This is a genomic window from Enterococcus sp. JM9B, assembly GCF_009933265.1.
Taxonomy (GTDB): domain Bacteria; phylum Bacillota; class Bacilli; order Lactobacillales; family Enterococcaceae; genus Enterococcus_C; species Enterococcus_C songbeiensis.
On sequence record NZ_MAEK01000029.1, the window covers coordinates 141,275 to 159,672 of the forward strand.

Consider the following 18,398-nt stretch of genomic DNA (forward strand, 5'->3'; position numbering starts at 1 on the left):
GCAGAAGGCAAGCAATACTCTAGGTACCTTATAAAAAGAGAGGAGACAAAAGGAGCATGACCAGAGAATTTTCTCTTCATAACACTCGTAATATCGGTATCATGGCCCACATCGATGCTGGTAAAACGACTGCAACAGAACGTATCTTGTACTATACTGGTAAAATCCATAAAATTGGTGAAACTCATGAAGGAGCTTCACAAATGGACTGGATGGAACAAGAACAAGAACGTGGAATCACGATCACATCCGCTGCGACTACGGCACAATGGAAAGGTCATCGAATCAACATCATCGATACCCCAGGACACGTAGACTTCACAGTTGAAGTAGAACGTTCATTACGCGTACTTGATGGTGCGGTTACCGTTCTTGATGCACAATCTGGTGTTGAACCTCAAACAGAAACTGTTTGGCGTCAAGCAACAACTTACGGCGTTCCTCGTATCGTATTTGCCAATAAAATGGACAAAATCGGTGCAGATTTCTTATATTCTGTATCAACGTTACATGACCGTCTACAAGCCAATGCGCATCCAATCCAAATTCCGATCGGTGCAGAAGACGACTTCACAGGAATCATTGATTTAGTGAAGATGAAAGCTGAAATGTACACCAACGATCTTGGTACAGAAATCGAAGAAACTGAGATTCCTGAAGAATACCGTGAATTGGCTGAAGAATGGCGTGAAAAATTAGTTGAAGCAGTTGCTGAAACTGATGAAGAATTAACAATGAAATATTTGGAAGGTGAAGAAATCACCGAAGCCGAACTTAAAGAAGGTATCCGTCGTGCGACGACTGCCGTAGAATTCTACCCAGTTCTTTGTGGTTCAGCCTTCAAAAATAAAGGGGTTCAATTATTATTGGATGCCGTTATTGATTACTTGCCATCTCCATTAGATATCCCTGCAATCAAAGGGATCAATCCTAAAACTGACGAAGAAGTTGAACGTCCAGCCGACGACAGCGCACCTTTCTCAGCTTTAGCATTTAAAGTAATGACAGACCCATTCGTTGGTCGTTTGACATTCTTCCGTGTGTACTCTGGTGTTCTAGAATCCGGTTCTTACATCCGTAACGCAACGAAAGACAAACGCGAACGTGTTGGTCGTATCCTGCAAATGCATGCTAACTCTCGTTCTGAAATCTCTGAAGTATATGCTGGAGATATCGCAGCGGCAGTTGGTTTGAAAGATACAACAACTGGGGACACCCTTTGTGATGAAAAGGATCAAGTTATCCTTGAATCAATGGAATTCCCAGAACCAGTTATCCAAGTTGCTATTGAACCAAAATCAAAAGCTGACCAAGATAAAATGGGTATCGCTTTGCAAAAACTTTCTGAAGAAGATCCAACTTTCCGTGCCGAAACAAACCCTGAAACTGGCGAAACAATCATTGCCGGAATGGGTGAACTTCACTTGGATATCATCGTTGACCGTATGCGTCGCGAATTCAAAGTTGAAGCGAACGTTGGTGCACCACAAGTTTCTTACCGTGAAACATTCCGTTCTTCAACGGATGCAGAAGGTAAGTTCGTACGCCAATCTGGTGGTAAAGGTCAATACGGTCACGTATGGATCGAATTTACGCCAAATGAAGAAGGCGCTGGATTTGAATTTGAAAATGCCATCGTCGGTGGGGTCGTTCCTCGTGAATACATCCCTGCTGTTGAAGCTGGTTTGAAAGATTCTATGGAAAACGGTGTTCTTGCCGGTTATCCTATGGTTGATATCAAAGCAAAACTTCATGATGGTTCTTACCATGATGTCGATTCAAGTGAAACAGCTTTCCGTGTTGCTGCTTCGATGGCGTTGAGAGCCGCTGCGAAAAAAGCAAACCCTGTGATCCTTGAACCAATCATGTCTGTAGAAATCGTTGCCCCTGAAGATTACTTAGGTGATGTAATGGGACACGTAACCGCACGTCGTGGCCGAGTTGAAGGTATGGAAGCTCGCGGTAATACGCAAGTTGTCCGTGCGATGGTTCCTCTGGCTGAAATGTTTGGTTATGCAACGACACTGCGTTCTGCAACACAAGGTCGTGGCGTATTTACAATGACTTTCGACCACTACGAAGATGTACCGAAATCTGTTCAAGAAGAAATCATTAAGAAAAACGGCGGAAAAGCTGAATAGTTTGAAAGCTTAGATTTTCTTAAAAGAACTGTATTTTTTGAAAAGTTTCGTGTACAATAATTAACGAATGATAAGGGCGAGCAATCGGCAACGGTTGCTTACCTATCAGAAAAAAACAAAAATGTATTTATTAGGAGGAACATTTTAAAATGGCAAAAGAAAAATTTGACCGTTCTAAACCCCATGTAAACATCGGAACTATCGGACACGTTGACCATGGTAAAACTACTCTTACAGCTGCTATCACAACTGTACTATCTAAAAAAGGTTTGGCTCAAGCTTCAGCTTACGATCAAATCGATGGCGCTCCAGAAGAACGCGAACGCGGAATCACTATTTCAACAGCTCACGTTGAATATGAAACAGAAAACCGTCACTATGCTCACGTTGACTGCCCAGGACACGCGGACTACGTTAAGAACATGATCACTGGTGCTGCTCAAATGGACGGAGCTATCTTAGTAGTTTCTGCTGCTGATGGCCCTATGCCTCAAACACGTGAACACATCCTATTGTCACGTAACGTTGGCGTTCCTTACATTGTTGTTTTCTTAAACAAAATGGATATGGTTGACGACGAAGAATTATTAGAATTAGTTGAAATGGAAGTTCGCGACCTATTGACTGAATATGGTTTCCCAGGAGATGACACTCCAGTTATCGCTGGTTCAGCATTGAAAGCTTTAGAAGGCGACCCTTCATACGAAGAAAAAATCTTAGAATTGATGGCTGCAGTTGACGAATATATCCCAACTCCAGAACGCGATCATGACAAACCATTCATGATGCCAATCGAAGATGTATTCTCAATCACTGGTCGTGGTACCGTTGCTACAGGTCGTGTTGAACGTGGACAAGTTCGCGTTGGGGACGAAGTAGAAATCGTTGGTATCGCTGAAGAAACAGCAAAAACAACTGTTACTGGTGTTGAAATGTTCCGTAAATTGTTAGACTACGCAGAAGCTGGGGATAACATCGGCGCATTGCTACGTGGGGTTGCTCGTGAAGACATCCAACGTGGACAAGTATTGTCTAAACCAGGAACAATCACTCCACATACAAAATTTACAGCGGAAGTTTATGTTTTAACTAAAGAAGAAGGCGGACGTCATACTCCTTTCTTCACTAACTACCGCCCACAATTCTACTTCCGTACAACAGACGTAACTGGTGTTGTTGATCTGCCAGAAGGAACTGAAATGGTTATGCCTGGCGATAACGTAACAATGGAAGTTGAATTAATCCACCCAATCGCTATCGAAGACGGAACTCGTTTCTCAATTCGTGAAGGCGGACGTACTGTTGGTTCAGGCGTTGTATCTTCAATCTTAAGCTAATCTCAGATTATATTAAGAAAATTAAAAAGCAAAATCCCTTGCGGATTTTGCTTTTTTTTTTCATTTCTTCTTTTTCCATTCTTGAGAAATTTTTTGCAGGCGGGCAGTAAAAATCTTTAGTTGGGCTTCGTTCATTCGGGTATAATTGATCCGCATCGATAGGCTGTCGTCGCTAAAAAGAAAAGACGGCGCCACCAGCAGTTTTTCGTCAAGAAATTTTTGCCAAGAAGAACGGGTGAGGTTCTTGTGCTTCCAGGTTAGCCAATAATACAAGCCGCCGTGGATCGGCTGATAGCGCCAGTCCTCGGAAAGTTGTTGCATACTGTGATAAAAAAGCTGACTACGGTGCTGCAATTCTTTCAGCAGGAACTGGTGTTGTTGCTGATAATCCGGTGCACGCAAAGCGGTGTTTGCCAATAATTGTGAAAAAATAGTGGTATCGGCATCGATGCGCTGTTTGGCATCTGCTAAGTTTGCAATAAGCGGAGCTGGTGCTGACAGCCAGCCAATTTTGATGGAAGCACCAAAAATTTTGGATAAGGAACCAAGGTAAATGACTTGTTGGGGAGCAAGTTTTTTTAATTTTGGCAACTGTTCATCAAAAGCCAATTCACTGAAAACATCATCTTCGACAATCGGCAGCGAATACTTTTGGCAAAGTGCCAAAACCTCTTGTCGTCGCTTTAAGGACATACTGCCACCAGTGGGGTTCTGAAAACTGGGATTTAAATAAAGCAACTTTATTTTTTTTGCCAAAATTTGTTTTTCCAAAACTTCTGGACGAATGCCCTCACTATCACAAGGAATCCCTTCTACGCGAATTCCTAAAAATTGAAAAAGCGGCAAAGAAAACAAAAAAGAGGGTTCCTCTGTTGCGATACGATCGCCTGCTTGCAGTAAGGTCTGCAATAACAGCATGATTCCTTGTGTCGAGCCGGAGGTAATCAAAAGTTCCTGTCCTTTCAAGTCAAGGGAAAAATTTTCCTGCAGATTTTTTTTAATGTATTCTTTTAGTGGAGGATAGCCGGTGGTGGTGAGAATGGCTTCCTCGCCAATCACTTGCTCCCAAGTAATTGCAGGAAATTGAAAATCCGGAATCAATTCCGTTGGTAAATCTCCGGTGAAAACATCCAACACATCCGGAGTATTTTTTAGCAAATTAAGTCCTTCAATAAAAGGATCAGGTTTAATGGAATGCGTCAATAATTTGCGCCATTGCTGGATTGGCTGTTGACGACTTCCCCAACGCCCTGCTGCGACTTCAGTTCCACTTCCTTGACGACGAGTGATCCAGCCTAAGCTGACCAGTTCTTCTAATGCGTGATTGACTGTTGAACGATTGACCTGATACAGTTCTGCTAATTTGCGTTCCGGCGGCAGTTTATCACCGGCAGTCAAAGTACCGTTTTGGATATACTCGATAATTTGATTGATGATCTGCTGAAATAAGGGCAATTTTTCTTTTTTGTCTAAAAGCCACATAGAATCCTTCCTTTCAAAAATTAATTGGTTGGTTTGAAAATAAACCAATTGGTCGTTTTCGTCAAGAAAAAGTTTCGCTATACTACTCTAAAGAAGAAAAATCCGAAATTTTATGGGGATTTTGAATTTAAGGAGTGTTGTGCAATGAAAAAAGTATTAACGATTGCTGGGTCTGACTCAACAGGTGGCGCTGGTCTGCAAGCTGATTTAAAAACGTTTGAAGAATATGGGGTCTTCGGTTTTTCAAGTATTACTTCCGTCGTGACGATGGACCCGGAAGCTGGCTGGTCCCATGAAGTGACAGAACTGCCGGCGGACTTGCTAAAAAAACAACTGATATCTGTTTTTGCTGGTGGAGCAGTCGATGCTTTGAAAACCGGAATGATGGGAAATGAAGAAAACATTCAAACTGCCAGTGAATTTATCCAGCCTTATGAAGTTGCAAATATCGTGATTGATCCGGTAATTGCCTGCAAAGGAACCGCTGAAATTTTACAGCCTGAAAGTGTGGAGGCGATTAAAAAATATCTTTTGCCTCAAGCGTTGGTAACGACGCCAAATTTAGTGGAAGCCGGAATCTTGTCAGAAATGGGAGATTTGACCTCGGTGGAAGAGATGAAACAAGCGGCGAAAAAAATCCATCAATTGGGAGCGAAAAATGTCGTAGTCAAAGGCGGACATCGTTTAGGGACGGAAAAATCCATCGATGTGCTGTTTGATGGACTTCATTTTCACGTATTGGAAAATGAATTGTACGCCACTGATTTTAATCATGGAGCTGGTTGCACATTTGCAGCGGCAATCACAGCTGGGTTAGCCAAAGGATTCTCTGTTGAAAAAGCAGTCACGACTGCCAAAGCCTTCGTTGCCAAAGGAATTCAAGAAGGTGTGCGGGTAAATCCTTATGTTGGTCACGTTTGGCACGGAGCATACAATCACGCAGAAAAAAGAATGGAGGCGTAAAAATGGATCGACGAATTCAAAGTATCGTCCTTATTGCTTTATTTACTGCCTTGACGGTGGTTGCCACCACCATCAAGATTCCGATGCCGGGAGCCTTTGTCCATTTAGGGAATGCTGTTTTGCTTTTAGCTGTTTTGCTGCTGGGGTATTTCCGCGGTGCGTTGGCGGGTGGACTTGGTTTTGCAATTTTTGATGTGTTGAATGGCTATGTGACCGAGGCCCCTTATTTTATTTTAGAAAGTTTTATCGTTGGCGGTGTGGCCTACGGATTGATTCTGTTGTTTAAAAAGCGTCCGACAAAAATTTGGCAGATTGTTGTCATCGCATTTGGCACGGGAATCGCTAAAATTATCATGACTCAAATCAAAAATACCGTGATGCTGCTGATTGTCGGTAGTGATTTTACCAGTGCCTTTGCGGCGGCGTTGACGAAATTGCCGGCAACGCTGATCAATACGGCTACCACGATTGTTATCGTGACACTGCTGTATTTTCCACTGAAGCAAGCAATGGATCGAACATTCAAACATTCCTTTGTCTAGGAAGAAAAAATCTCGAGAAAAATTTCTTGAGATTTTTTTTCGTCCTTTTTGAAAACCCTCCCAAAATAAAAGTAGAAAAACCTTGGAATTTCAATAAAAAATGCTTGCTATCAAGTTTCATCTATACTATAATCATAAAGGTGCTGTTTACATTCAAGTGTAAATCACACTGGTAGAAAAGAAAAATTCTGCCGGCTACGAAACGAGAGGTTGCGACACGCACGGACGCTTTGCCATGGACGAGCGTGACGGAAAATTTTCGTGGAGCTATGTCTACTTTTCAAAATAGGCGAAGGAGGGAAAAAAATGGCAAAACAAAAAATTCGTATCCGTTTAAAAGCGTATGAACACCGTATTTTAGACCAATCCGCGGATAAAATCGTAGAAACTGCAAAAAGAACTGGAGCTAGCGTGTCTGGTCCAATTCCATTACCAACAGAACGCAGTCTTTACACTGTGATCCGTGCGACACATAAATACAAAGATTCACGCGAACAATTCGAAATGCGGACACACAAACGTCTAATCGACATTGTGAACCCAACACCAAAAACAGTTGATGCTTTAATGAAGCTTGACTTGCCGTCCGGTGTGAATATCGAAATCAAACTATAAAACTAAATTAAGATGGAGGTGTAATCATGACCAAAGGAATCTTAGGGAAAAAAGTGGGAATGACACAAATCTTCACTGAATCTGGGGAATTGATTCCAGTAACTGTTGTTGAAGCTACGCCAAACGTAGTTCTACAATTGAAAACAATGGAAAACGACGGCTATGAAGCTGTTCAAGTCGGTTACCAAGATATGCGTGAAGTTTTATCGAACAAACCTGCGAAAGGTCATGTTGCAAAAGCAAACACGGCTCCTAAGCGCTTCATTCGCGAATTCAAAGATGTTGAGCTTGAGGGGTTAGAAGTAGGATCAGAAATTAAAGTAGATGTTTTCCAAGCTGGAGACGTCGTTGATGTTACCGGAACTACAAAAGGTAAAGGATTCCAAGGCGTTATCAAACGTTACGGACAAAGCCGCGGACCAATGGCTCACGGATCTCGTTACCATCGTCGTCCTGGATCAATGGGTCCAGTTGCACCTAACCGTGTATTCAAAAACAAACATCTTGCTGGCCGTATGGGTGGCGATCGCGTAACGATCCAAAACTTGGAAATCGCTCGTGTTGATGCTGAACGTAATGTTATCTTGATCAAAGGTAACGTGCCTGGCGCGAAAAAATCATTGATTACAATCAAATCAGCTGTAAAAGCTAAATAATGAGATAGGTAGAAAGGAGGAACTAAGGAATGCCGAATGTAGCATTATTTAAACAAGATGGAAGCCAAAATGGCGAATTGACATTAAATGAAGAAATCTTCGGAATCGAACCAAATGAAAGTGTTGTGTATGATGCAATTTTGATGCAACGCGCTTCATTAAGACAAGGAACGCACGCTGTGAAAAATCGTAGCGCTGTTCGTGGCGGTGGACGTAAACCATGGCGCCAAAAAGGAACAGGTCGTGCCCGTCAAGGTTCAATCCGTTCACCACAATGGCGTGGAGGTGGTATCGTCTTCGGACCAACACCACGTTCATACAGCTACAAACTTCCTAAAAAAGTTCGTCGCTTAGCAATGAAATCTGTATTGTCAGAAAAAGTTGCTTCAAACAACTTGGTTGCTGTTGATGCATTAAGCTTTGACGCACCAAAAACAAAAGAATTCAAACAAGTTCTTGCAAACTTGTCTATTGACTCTAAAGTATTGGTAGTTCTAGAAAACGAAAATGATTTTGCAGCATTATCTGCTCGTAATCTTCCAAACGTTTCTGTTACGACTGCTACGAACATGAGTGTTTTAGATCTTGTTTCTAGCGAGAAAGTGTTAGCAACTCAAACTGCTCTTACTCAAATTGAGGAGGTGCTTGCATAATGAACTTACTAGACGTAATCAAACGCCCAGTGATCACTGAAAAGTCAATGCTTGCCATGGATGACAAGAAATACACTTTTGAAGTAGACACAAAAGCAAATAAAACTTTAGTAAAACAAGCTGTCGAAGCAGCCTTTGATGTGAAGGTTTCTAACGTGAATATCATCAACGTGCGTCCTAAATTCAAACGCATGGGCAAATATACAGGTTATACCAAAAAACGTCGCAAAGCTGTTGTGACATTAACTGAAGATTCAAAAGAAATCCAAATTTTTGATGCGGAATAAGCATTGAATTCTACTATTAAATAGGAGGGAAACAGACGTGGCGATTAAAAAGTACAAACCTACCTCAAATGGTCGTCGTAACATGACAAGCTCTGACTTTGCTGAAATCACTACAGCAACTCCAGAGAAAACTTTGTTAGAACCATTGAAAAACAACGCCGGTCGTAACAACAACGGTCGTATCACTGTACGTCATCAAGGTGGCGGACACAAGCGTCAATACCGCGTGATCGACTTCAAACGTAACAAAGACAATGTTGTTGCAACTGTTAAAACGATTGAATACGATCCAAACCGTTCTGCTAACATCGCGTTAGTTCATTATGAAGACGGGGTTAAAGCATATATCTTAGCACCTAAAGGATTAGAAGTTGGCATGACTGTCGTTTCTGGTTCAGATGCGGATATCAAAGTCGGAAATGCACTACCACTAGAAAACATTCCAGTTGGTACTGTTATCCACAACATCGAAATGAAACCTGGCAAAGGCGGACAATTAATCCGTTCAGCTGGTACCAGCGCACAAGTGCTTGGTAAAGAAGGTAAATACGTATTGATCCGCTTGAATTCAGGCGAAGTTCGGATGATCTTGGCAACATGCCGTGCAACAATCGGTGCTGTTGGAAATGAACAACACGAATTGATCAATATCGGTAAAGCTGGCCGTTCTCGTTGGATGCGTAAACGCCCAACAGTTCGTGGTAGCGTAATGAACCCTAACGATCACCCACACGGTGGTGGTGAAGGTAAAGCACCAATCGGACGTAAAGCTCCAGTATCACCTTGGGGTCAACCTGCTCTTGGTTACAAAACACGTAACAAGAAAGCAAAATCAGACAAGCTTATCGTTCGTCGTAAGACTAAATAATTTCTCTGACCATGTATCGCATATTTTGAGAGGAGGTTCACCATGGGTCGTAGTTTAAAGAAGGGACCTTTCGTCGATGAGCATTTGATGAAAAAGGTCGAAGCACAAGAAGGCGTTGAAAAGAAAAAAGTTATCAAAACTTGGTCTCGCCGTTCAACAGTCTTTCCTAATTTTATTGGATTTACTATCGCAGTTTATGATGGTCGTAAACATGTACCAGTTTACATCCAAGAAGACATGGTAGGACATAAATTAGGTGAATTTGCACCAACAAGAACTTATCGTGGCCACGCTGCCGACGATAAGAAAACAAAACGCTAATTTGAGGGGAGGATAACCAAATGGCAGAACAAATCACATCAGCTAAAGCAGTTGCGAAAACAGTTCGTACTTCTCCTCGCAAATCACGTCTTGTAATTGACTTAATTAGAGGGAAAAGCGTTGCTGAAGCAATTGCTATCTTGAAGTTCACACCAAACAAATCTGCTGGAATCATCGAAAAAGTTTTGATGTCCGCAGTAGCGAATGCAGAAAACAATTATGATTTAGATGTTGAAAATTTAGTTGTTTCTGAAGCTTATGTTAACGAAGGACCAACAATGAAACGTTTCCGTCCACGTGCAAAAGGTTCAGCTTCTCCTATCAACAAACGGACAAGTCATATTACTGTAGTCGTATCAGAAAAATAAGGAGGGACAATCAGTGGGGCAAAAAGTACATCCAATTGGAATGCGTGTAGGCATCATCCGTGACTGGGATGCAAAATGGTATGCTGAAAAAGATTATGCCGACTTTCTACACGAAGATTTAAGAATCCGTAAATTTATCGCGAAGAAACTTGCTGATGCCGCTGTGTCAACAGTTGAAATCGAACGTGCAGCAAATCGCGTAAATGTTTCAATCCATACAGCTAAACCAGGTATGGTTATCGGTAAAGGCGGATCTGAAGTCGAAAACCTAAGAAAAGAATTAAATAAATTGACTGGCAAACGTATCCACATCAACATCGTGGAAATCAAAAAACCAGATCTAGATGCTAAATTAGTAGGCGAAGGAATTGCACGCCAATTAGAAGGCCGTGTTGCTTTCCGTCGGGCTCAAAAACAAGCAATCCAACGCACGATGCGTTCAGGCGCTAAAGGAATCAAAACACAAGTTTCAGGCCGTTTGAATGGCGCAGATATCGCTCGTTCAGAAGGTTACTCAGAAGGAACAGTTCCACTTCATACTTTGCGTGCAGATATTGATTACGCTTGGGAAGAAGCAGATACAACATACGGAAAACTAGGAGTTAAAGTGTGGATCTATCGTGGAGAAATTCTTCCAACTAAAAAGAACACTGAGAAAGGAGGGAAATAAACATGTTAGTACCAAAACGTGTAAAACACCGTCGTGAATTCCGCGGTAAAATGCGCGGAGAAGCCAAAGGCGGAAAAGAAGTAGCTTTCGGTGAATACGGCTTACAAGCAGTTGAATCACACTGGATTACAAACCGTCAAATCGAAGCATCCCGTGTTGCTATGACTCGTTACATGAAACGTGGTGGGAAAGTATGGATTAAAATTTTCCCTCATAAATCATATACAAGTAAAGCCATCGGCGTACGTATGGGTAAAGGTAAAGGGGCTCCTGAAGGTTGGGTTTCACCAGTTAAACGTGGAAAAATCATGTTTGAAATTGCGGGTGTACCTGAAGAAGTTGCTCGTGAAGCATTACGTCTTGCTTCTCACAAATTACCAATGAAAACTAAGATCGTAAAACGTGAGGAAATGGGTGGTGAATCGAATGAAGGTTAAAGAAATCAGAGAATTAACCACTGCCGAAATGCTTGATCAAGAAAAACAATTAAAAGAAGAATTGTTTAATCTTAGATTCCAATTAGCAACAGGTCAATTAGAAAACACTGCACGTATCAAAGAAGTACGTAAATCGATTGCACGCATCAAAACTGTATTGCGTGAACAAGCTAAGTAAAAGTGGAAGGAGGCCATTAGCGTATGACTGAAGAAAGAAATCAACGCAAAGTTTACCAAGGTCGCGTGGTATCTGACAAAATGGATAAAACCATTACAGTTGCTGTCGAAACAAAGAAAAACCACCCTATCTACGGGAAACGTCTGAACTATTCGAAGAAATACAAAGTCCACGATGAAAACAATGAAGCAAAAATTGGCGATATCGTGAAAATTATGGAAACTCGTCCATTATCAGCTACTAAACGTTTCCGTCTAGTAGAAGTCATTGAAAAAGCAGTGATTATTTAATCACACGAGATTTTCCTAGGTAGATTGAATTGCAAAATCTGAAAGGAGGATACACATCGTGATCCAAACAGAAAGTCGATTAAAAGTTGCTGACAACTCAGGCGCTCGTGAAATCTTGACGATCAAAGTTCTTGGCGGTTCAGGCCGTAAGACAGCGAATATCGGAGACGTGATTGTTGCTTCGGTTAAACAAGCAACGCCAGGTGGGGTTGTCAAAAAAGGTGACGTTGTAAAAGCCGTTATCGTTCGTACAAAATCAGGAGCTCGTCGTACTGACGGTTCTTATATTAAATTTGATGAAAATGCTGCGGTTATTATCCGTGACGATAAGAGCCCACGTGGAACTCGGATCTTTGGACCTGTTGCCCGCGAATTACGCGAAAACAATTTCATGAAGATCGTTTCCCTAGCACCAGAAGTATTATAACCAGTCGTTCATTATCAAAGGAGGTGCGAAACAATAATGTTTGTTAAAAAAGGCGATAAAGTAAAAGTTATCACTGGCAAAGACAAGAACAAAGAAGGCGTTGTATTATCAGCGTTTCCTAAGCAAGATAAAGTTGTTGTCGAAGGTGTGAACATCGTTAAAAAACACCAAAAACCTTCTCAAGCTGCTCCTCAAGGCGGAATCGTTGAAATGGAAGCACCAATTCATGTTTCTAATGTAATGGTGATTGATCCTTCAAACGGCGAAGCTACTAAGGTTGGCTACAAAGAAGTTGACGGTAAAAAAGTCCGCGTTTCTAAGAAAACCGGCGAAGTGTTAGACAAATAATCAAATTAAGGAAGGAGGGGCTTACTGAATGAACCGCCTTAAAGAAAAATATACTAAAGAAGTTGTTCCGTCATTAATGGAAAAATTCAGCTACAGTTCTGTCATGCAAGCACCAAAAGTTGAAAAAATCGTTATCAACATGGGTGTGGGTGATGCCGTTTCAAATGCAAAGAACTTAGATAAAGCTGTTGAAGAATTAACCTTGATCTCCGGTCAAAAACCATTGATCACTAAAGCTAAAAAATCAATCGCCGGCTTCCGCTTGCGTGAAGGAATGCCGATTGGTGCAAAAGTTACTCTTCGTGGAGAAAGAATGTTTGAATTCTTAGATAAATTGGTATCAGTTTCTCTACCACGTGTACGTGACTTCCATGGTGTAAGTAAAAAAGCGTTCGATGGACGTGGAAACTACACATTAGGTATCAAAGAACAATTAATCTTCCCAGAAGTTGATTATGATTTGGTAGATAAAGTCCGTGGGATGGATATCGTTATTGTAACAACTGCAAACACAGATGAAGAATCTCGTGAATTGTTGGCACAATTAGGCATGCCATTCCAAAAATAAAAAAAGGAGGCGAACTACGTGGCTAAAAAATCAATGATTGCTAAAAACAAACGTCCTGCAAAATTCTCATCACAAGAATACACACGTTGCGAACGTTGCGGCCGTCCACATTCAGTTTATCGTAAATTCAAACTTTGCCGTATTTGCTTCCGCGAACTTGCCTATAAAGGTCAAATTCCCGGCGTGAAGAAAGCTAGCTGGTAAACAAGTAAACTCGCATAAAGGAGGTAAATCATCTAATGGTCATGACAGATCCAATCGCAGATTTTCTAACTCGCATTCGTAATGCCAACATGGTAAAACACGAAGCATTAGAAGTACCTGCTTCAAAAATCAAACGCGACATTGCTGAAATCCTTAAAAAAGAAGGATTTGTCCGCGATGTTGAATATATCGAAGATGACAAACAAGGCGTGATCCGCGTATTCCTTAAATACGGAAAAAATGGTGAACGTGTTATCACTAACTTGAAACGTATTTCTAAACCAGGTTTACGTGCTTACGTTAAAGCTGACGAAGTGCCTAAAGTATTGAATGGTTTAGGTATCGCAATCATCTCAACTTCTGACGGTGTTATCACTGACAAAGAAGCACGAGCAAAAAATGTCGGCGGCGAAGTTGTCGCTTATGTATGGTAATTTTAAATAATACACAAGGAGGTGTCTTCAAGTGAGTCGTATCGGTAATAAAATCGTCGTTCTTCCTGCTGGCGTTGAAGTCAAGCAAGATGGCAATGTCATTACAGTTAAAGGACCTAACGGGGAATTAACTCGTACATTTTCTGCAGATATCAAAATGAATATCGAAGGAAATGAAGTAACTTTCACTCGTCCAAATGACAGCAAAGAAATGAAAACAATCCACGGAACGACCCGTGCAAACTTCAACAACATGGTTGTCGGAGTCAGCGAAGGATTCCAAAAAGGATTAGAACTTATCGGGGTTGGGTACCGTGCGCAATTGCAAGGCAAAAAACTTGTCTTGAGCGTAGGTTATTCTCACCAAGTTGAGATCGAAGCTCCAGAAGGCGTAACGATCGAAGTTCCATCAAATACACAAGTAATGATTAAAGGGGCAAACAAAGAAAACGTTGGCGAATTAGCTGCTAACATTCGTGCCGTTCGTCCTCCAGAACCTTATAAAGGCAAAGGTATCCGCTATGTTGGCGAATATGTACGTCGTAAAGAAGGTAAAACTGGTAAATAATCGTAGGCAACTACGATTTGCGGCTTAGGCCAGCTTAAATAAAGAGGTGACAATTGTGATTACAAAACCAGATAAAAACAAAACACGTCAAAAGAGACATCGTCGTGTCCGTAACAAAATCTCTGGTACTGCTGAGTGCCCACGCTTGAACGTTTTCCGTTCTAACAAAAACATCTACGCGCAAGTCATTGATGACGTAGCGGGTGTGACGCTAGCAAGTGCCTCTGCCTTGGATAAAGAAATTTCAGGTGGAACAAAAACAGAACAAGCACAAGCTGTCGGTAAATTAATCGCAGAACGTGCAGCAGCAAAAGGTGTTAAAGTAGTAGTCTTTGACCGTGGTGGATACCTTTACCATGGCCGTGTAGAAGCTTTAGCTGAAGCAGCTCGCGAAAATGGACTAGAATTTTAGGAAAAGGAGGAACACCATTCATGGTTTATATTGATCCAAAACACTTGGAATTAGAAGACCGCGTGGTTGCGATCAACCGTGTCACTAAGGTTGTTAAAGGTGGACGTCGTCTGCGCTTCGCAGCTTTAGTCGTTGTAGGAGACAAAAACGGACACGTTGGTTTCGGTACTGGGAAAGCCCAAGAAGTTCCAGAAGCAATCCGTAAAGCAATCGAAGACGCTAAAAAACATTTAGTTGAAGTGCCAATGGTTGGTTCAACAATCCCTCACGAAGTCATCGGTGTATTCGGTGGTGGACGTATCCTGATGAAACCTGCTGTAGAAGGTTCTGGGGTAGCTGCTGGTGGACCAGTTCGTGCCGTCTTAGAATTAGCTGGAGTAGCTGATATCACATCTAAATCATTAGGTTCAAACACACCAATCAACGTTGTTCGCGCAACTGTTGAAGGATTGAAACAATTGAAACGTGCAGAAGAAGTTGCAGAACTTCGCGGCAAATCAGTTGAAGAATTAATCGGATAAGGAGGACAAAAATAATGGCTGAATTAAAAATTACTTTAAAGCGCAGTATTATCGGACGTCCTCAAAACCAACGGGACACAGTTAAAGCGTTGGGTCTGAAAAAAATGAATAGCAGCGTAGTGAAACCTGCCAATGAAGCAATCAAAGGTATGGTCAACACTGTTTCTCATTTAGTGGACGTTGAAGAAATCTAAGAAACAACAAAAAGTTACTCTGATTAAGGAGGTGCCAAACCTATGAAACTTCATGAATTAAAACCTGCAGAAGGTTCTCGTCAAGTACGGAACCGTGTTGGACGCGGGACATCATCTGGCAACGGTAAAACATCTGGACGCGGTCAAAAAGGACAAAAAGCACGTTCAGGCGGTGGTGTTCGTTTAGGATTTGAAGGGGGTCAAACTCCATTATTCCGTCGTTTACCAAAACGCGGCTTTACAAATGTGAACCGTAAAGACTATGCAGTCGTTAATCTAGATGCTTTGAATCGCTTTGAAGATGGAGCTGAAGTAACACCAGTTGCTTTAGTTGAAGCTGGAATCGTTAAAAACGAAAAAGCTGGAATCAAAGTCTTAGCCAATGGAGAATTAACTAAGAAGTTAACTGTGAAAGCAGCTAAATTCTCTAAAGCAGCCGAAGAAGCAATCGTTGCTGCTGGTGGATCAATCGAGGTGATTTAATGTTTAAATTACTGAAGGATTCTTTCAAAGTAAAAGACATTCGATCAAGAATTTTTTTCACCGTATTTGCTCTGTTCGTGTTTCGTCTGGGTGCGCAGATCACTGTGCCGGGCGTAAATGCGAGCCGTTTGCTGAGTTTGGCTGATTTGCCATTCTTAGGTATGTTGAACATGGTCAGCGGAAGCGCCATGCAAAATTTCTCTGTCTTTGCAATGGGAGTTTCACCATACATCACTGCTTCGATCATTGTCCAATTGTTACAAATGGACATTGTACCAAAATTTGTTGAATGGTCAAAACAAGGAGAAGTCGGTCGTAAGAAGTTAAATCAAGCGACCCGCGTATTAACGCTGATTCTTGCTTTTGTTCAATCAATCGGGATTACCGCAGGATTTAATGCGTGGACGCAATTAGGTTTTGTTGAAAATCCTAGCATCAATACATTTTTCGTTATTGGTTTGGTTTTGACTGCCGGTACCATGTTTGTTACCTGGTTGGGAGAACAAATCACTGAAAAAGGTATTGGTAATGGCGTATCGATGATCATCTTCGCAGGGATCATTTCCGGTTTGCCAAACGGCGTAAAAGAAATAGTAGAAGATTACTTTATCAATATTGAATCATCTGAAATCTGGAAGTCGGCGATTTTTATCCTCGTCTTGCTGATTGCGATCTTGGTCGTTGTGACATTGGTAACCTTTGTGCAACAAGCAGAACGTAAAATTCCGATTCAATATACTAAACGAGTGGCAGGGGCGCCAACAAGCAGTTATCTACCGTTAAAAGTAAATGCTGCCGGAGTGATCCCAGTTATCTTTGCTAGTTCCTTTATTGCAACTCCTAATGCGATTTTACAAGCATTGGGCGGTTCGTACCGTGGAGTTGGCTGGTATGATACATTGATGCAGATCTTTGATTACAGCACTATTCCTGGTGCAGCAATCTATACTGTATTAATCGTTGCCTTTACATTTTTCTACGCGTTTGTTCAGGTCAATCCTGAAAAATTAGCGGAAAACTTGCAAAAACAAGGAAGTTACATTCCAAGTGTCCGTCCTGGTAAAGGAACGGAAGAATACGTCTCACATCTATTGATGCGTTTAAGTGCTGTTGGTGCACTGTTCTTAGGACTAGTTGCACTGCTTCCAATCGTTGCGCAAATGGTTTGGAACTTGCCGCAATCAATCGGATTAGGCGGAACGAGTTTATTGATCGTTATCGGTGTTGCTCTTGAAACAGCGAAACAGCTAGAAGGACTAATGCTGAAACGGAAATATACTGGTTTTATCAATTAGAGTGAAGAAGGTGTGTTGAGGCTCTCCTCAACACCATTCTACAACTTTACAGGAGGAGTAAGTATGAACCTCGTTTTAATGGGATTACCCGGAGCTGGAAAAGGAACGCAAGCAGAACAAATCGTCGCTGCTTACCAAATTCCGCATATTTCAACAGGTGATATGTTTCGTGCCGCAATGGCAAACAAAACAACTCTTGGCCTGGAAGCAAAATCATACATGGACAATGGAGAACTAGTTCCTGACGAAGTAACGAACGGCATCGTCAAAGAACGCTTGGCTGAACCGGATACCGACAAAGGCTTTCTATTAGATGGCTTTCCTCGGACTTTGGAACAAGCCAAAGCGCTGGACCAAATGCTTAATGAACTTGGAAAGAAATTGGATCACGTTGTTGAAATCCATGTCCCTGAAGAAATACTCGTTGAACGTTTAGCTGGTCGCTTTATCTGCCGCAATTGCGGTGCAACGTATCATAAAATCTTCAACCCAACTACAGTTGAAGGAACTTGTGATCGCTGTGGCGGACACGAATTTTACCAACGAGAAGATGATAAGCCTGAGACGGTCAAAAATCGTCTAGCTGTCAATGTAAAAGGTAGTGAACCAATTTTAGCTTACTATAAAGAAAAAGGTTTGCTGCAGTCTATTGATGGTAATCGTGAGATCGATGCTGTATTTTCAGATGTTAAGAAAATCATCGAGTAACGAAATGATTGCCCGTAACCGACTTGCAGCGCTGAAACTTTCTCTTGCTAAGTATGACAAATTATGATAAAATGTGTCAGTCCGACTTTTAGGCTTTCACCTAGAAGCATTTTTTGAGAAACTTAGGTGGGAACAGACAGTTTCCGCCGTTTTATCGTGTGAAAATCACAAGTACAAGGAGGTACTGTGCGTGGCAAAAGAAGATATGATTGAAGTCGAAGGTACAGTCGTCGAAACTTTGCCGAATGCAATGTTTAAAGTCGAACTAGAAAACGGACACCAAGTTCTTGCTACCGTATCAGGTAAAATTCGTATGCATTACATCCGTATCTTACCTGGCGATAAAGTAACCGTTGAGTTATCTCCCTATGATTTAACTCGTGGCCGTATCACGTATCGCTTTAAATAATTGTACTCCGTAAAACCAC

The 18,398-nt window shown here is 41.7% G+C and carries 29 protein-coding genes; 28 read left to right on the top strand and 1 reads right to left on the bottom strand.

Going from position 1 to position 18,398, the window contains the following annotated elements; genetic code table 11:
• The first annotated feature begins 56 nt into the window (after positions 1-56).
• Both fusA and tuf read left to right on the top strand, forming a co-directional pair.
• Complete coding sequence (gene fusA, locus BAU16_RS09120; protein WP_048603305.1) at positions 57-2,141, top strand: elongation factor G; 2,085 nt, start codon at positions 57-59, stop codon at positions 2,139-2,141.
• A gap of 149 nt (positions 2,142-2,290) precedes the next feature.
• On the top strand, positions 2,291-3,478 hold the full coding sequence (gene tuf / locus BAU16_RS09125; RefSeq protein WP_048603306.1) for an elongation factor Tu: 1,188 nt from the start codon (positions 2,291-2,293) through the stop codon (positions 3,476-3,478).
• Positions 3,479-3,538: 60 nt separating this feature from the next.
• On the opposite strand, the gene BAU16_RS09130 is transcribed toward tuf, so the two are convergent.
• Positions 3,539-4,960, bottom strand: a complete 1,422-nt coding sequence (locus tag BAU16_RS09130; protein WP_137604910.1) for an aminotransferase-like domain-containing protein — start codon at positions 4,958-4,960, stop codon at positions 3,539-3,541.
• 144 nt (positions 4,961-5,104) lie between these two features.
• On the opposite strand from BAU16_RS09130, the gene thiD reads away from it, so the two are divergent.
• The 26 genes from thiD (at position 5,105) to infA (ending at position 18,379) form a co-directional block, all read left to right on the top strand.
• Positions 5,105-5,923 carry a bifunctional hydroxymethylpyrimidine kinase/phosphomethylpyrimidine kinase gene (gene thiD, locus BAU16_RS09135; protein WP_161526993.1) on the top strand — a complete coding sequence of 273 codons (819 nt, stop codon included), beginning with the start codon at positions 5,105-5,107 and terminating at the stop codon, positions 5,921-5,923.
• A 2-nt stretch (positions 5,924-5,925) separates the two neighbouring features.
• Positions 5,926-6,465 (top strand): ECF transporter S component, encoded by a 540-nt coding sequence (locus BAU16_RS09140; RefSeq protein ID WP_048603309.1) that lies wholly within the window; start codon positions 5,926-5,928, stop codon positions 6,463-6,465.
• 306 nt (positions 6,466-6,771) lie between these two features.
• Complete coding sequence (gene rpsJ, locus BAU16_RS09145) at positions 6,772-7,080, top strand: 30S ribosomal protein S10 (RefSeq protein WP_005880808.1); 309 nt, start codon at positions 6,772-6,774, stop codon at positions 7,078-7,080.
• Between the two features lie 26 nt (positions 7,081-7,106).
• On the top strand, positions 7,107-7,736 hold the full coding sequence (gene rplC, locus BAU16_RS09150) for a 50S ribosomal protein L3 (RefSeq protein ID WP_048603310.1): 630 nt from the start codon (positions 7,107-7,109) through the stop codon (positions 7,734-7,736).
• Positions 7,737-7,765: 29 nt separating this feature from the next.
• Positions 7,766-8,389: a 50S ribosomal protein L4 gene (gene rplD, locus BAU16_RS09155; protein WP_048603311.1), complete on the top strand. Its 624-nt coding sequence runs from the start codon at positions 7,766-7,768 to the stop codon at positions 8,387-8,389.
• Entirely contained in the window at positions 8,389-8,676 is a 288-nt protein-coding gene (locus BAU16_RS09160; protein ID WP_048603312.1) for a 50S ribosomal protein L23, read from the top strand. The genes rplD and BAU16_RS09160 overlap by 1 nt, the downstream gene beginning before the upstream one ends.
• A gap of 37 nt (positions 8,677-8,713) precedes the next feature.
• Positions 8,714-9,544, top strand: coding sequence for a 50S ribosomal protein L2 (gene rplB, locus BAU16_RS09165; RefSeq protein ID WP_048603313.1), 831 nt, complete (start codon positions 8,714-8,716; stop codon positions 9,542-9,544).
• A gap of 42 nt (positions 9,545-9,586) precedes the next feature.
• Positions 9,587-9,865: a 30S ribosomal protein S19 gene (gene rpsS, locus BAU16_RS09170; RefSeq protein ID WP_048603314.1), complete on the top strand. Its 279-nt coding sequence runs from the start codon at positions 9,587-9,589 to the stop codon at positions 9,863-9,865.
• A gap of 20 nt (positions 9,866-9,885) precedes the next feature.
• Entirely contained in the window at positions 9,886-10,233 is a 348-nt protein-coding gene (gene rplV / locus BAU16_RS09175) for a 50S ribosomal protein L22 (RefSeq protein WP_048603315.1), read from the top strand.
• Between the two features lie 13 nt (positions 10,234-10,246).
• On the top strand, positions 10,247-10,903 hold the full coding sequence (gene rpsC, locus BAU16_RS09180) for a 30S ribosomal protein S3 (RefSeq protein ID WP_048603316.1): 657 nt from the start codon (positions 10,247-10,249) through the stop codon (positions 10,901-10,903).
• Positions 10,904-10,905: 2 nt separating this feature from the next.
• Positions 10,906-11,340 carry a 50S ribosomal protein L16 gene (rplP, locus tag BAU16_RS09185; RefSeq protein ID WP_048603317.1) on the top strand — a complete coding sequence of 145 codons (435 nt, stop codon included), beginning with the start codon at positions 10,906-10,908 and terminating at the stop codon, positions 11,338-11,340.
• The gene (gene rpmC / locus BAU16_RS09190; RefSeq protein ID WP_002288664.1) at positions 11,330-11,518 is read left to right on the top strand and encodes a 50S ribosomal protein L29; all 189 of its coding nucleotides are present in this window, start codon (positions 11,330-11,332) and stop codon (positions 11,516-11,518) included. Before rplP ends, rpmC begins: the two co-directional genes overlap by 11 nt.
• Before the next feature lie 23 nt (positions 11,519-11,541).
• A complete protein-coding gene (gene rpsQ, locus BAU16_RS09195) occupies positions 11,542-11,808 on the top strand; it encodes a 30S ribosomal protein S17 (protein ID WP_048603318.1) in 267 nt (88 codons plus the stop codon).
• Between the two features lie 58 nt (positions 11,809-11,866).
• Positions 11,867-12,235 carry a 50S ribosomal protein L14 gene (rplN, locus tag BAU16_RS09200; protein WP_048603319.1) on the top strand — a complete coding sequence of 123 codons (369 nt, stop codon included), beginning with the start codon at positions 11,867-11,869 and terminating at the stop codon, positions 12,233-12,235.
• Positions 12,236-12,271: 36 nt separating this feature from the next.
• Complete coding sequence (gene rplX, locus BAU16_RS09205; RefSeq protein ID WP_048603320.1) at positions 12,272-12,583, top strand: 50S ribosomal protein L24; 312 nt, start codon at positions 12,272-12,274, stop codon at positions 12,581-12,583.
• Positions 12,584-12,611: 28 nt separating this feature from the next.
• Complete coding sequence (rplE, locus tag BAU16_RS09210; RefSeq protein WP_048603321.1) at positions 12,612-13,151, top strand: 50S ribosomal protein L5; 540 nt, start codon at positions 12,612-12,614, stop codon at positions 13,149-13,151.
• An 18-nt stretch (positions 13,152-13,169) separates the two neighbouring features.
• Positions 13,170-13,355 (top strand): type Z 30S ribosomal protein S14, encoded by a 186-nt coding sequence (locus BAU16_RS09215; RefSeq protein ID WP_010754753.1) that lies wholly within the window; start codon positions 13,170-13,172, stop codon positions 13,353-13,355.
• Between the two features lie 35 nt (positions 13,356-13,390).
• Positions 13,391-13,789 (top strand): 30S ribosomal protein S8, encoded by a 399-nt coding sequence (rpsH, locus tag BAU16_RS09220; RefSeq protein ID WP_137604908.1) that lies wholly within the window; start codon positions 13,391-13,393, stop codon positions 13,787-13,789.
• A gap of 31 nt (positions 13,790-13,820) precedes the next feature.
• Positions 13,821-14,357, top strand: coding sequence for a 50S ribosomal protein L6 (gene rplF, locus BAU16_RS09225; protein ID WP_048603323.1), 537 nt, complete (start codon positions 13,821-13,823; stop codon positions 14,355-14,357).
• 55 nt (positions 14,358-14,412) lie between these two features.
• A complete protein-coding gene (rplR, locus tag BAU16_RS09230) occupies positions 14,413-14,769 on the top strand; it encodes a 50S ribosomal protein L18 (RefSeq protein WP_082147226.1) in 357 nt (118 codons plus the stop codon).
• 20 nt (positions 14,770-14,789) lie between these two features.
• Positions 14,790-15,290, top strand: a complete 501-nt coding sequence (rpsE, locus tag BAU16_RS09235; RefSeq protein ID WP_048603325.1) for a 30S ribosomal protein S5 — start codon at positions 14,790-14,792, stop codon at positions 15,288-15,290.
• Between the two features lie 14 nt (positions 15,291-15,304).
• On the top strand, positions 15,305-15,484 hold the full coding sequence (gene rpmD, locus BAU16_RS09240) for a 50S ribosomal protein L30 (protein WP_048603326.1): 180 nt from the start codon (positions 15,305-15,307) through the stop codon (positions 15,482-15,484).
• 42 nt (positions 15,485-15,526) lie between these two features.
• Complete coding sequence (gene rplO / locus BAU16_RS09245; RefSeq protein WP_048603327.1) at positions 15,527-15,967, top strand: 50S ribosomal protein L15; 441 nt, start codon at positions 15,527-15,529, stop codon at positions 15,965-15,967.
• On the top strand, positions 15,967-17,262 hold the full coding sequence (gene secY, locus BAU16_RS09250) for a preprotein translocase subunit SecY (protein ID WP_048603328.1): 1,296 nt from the start codon (positions 15,967-15,969) through the stop codon (positions 17,260-17,262). Before rplO ends, secY begins: the two co-directional genes overlap by 1 nt.
• A 63-nt stretch (positions 17,263-17,325) precedes the next feature.
• Positions 17,326-17,970, top strand: coding sequence for an adenylate kinase (locus tag BAU16_RS09255; RefSeq protein ID WP_048603329.1), 645 nt, complete (start codon positions 17,326-17,328; stop codon positions 17,968-17,970).
• A 190-nt stretch (positions 17,971-18,160) separates the two neighbouring features.
• Entirely contained in the window at positions 18,161-18,379 is a 219-nt protein-coding gene (gene infA / locus BAU16_RS09260) for a translation initiation factor IF-1 (RefSeq protein ID WP_002356224.1), read from the top strand.
• Positions 18,380-18,398: the final 19 nt, after the last annotated feature.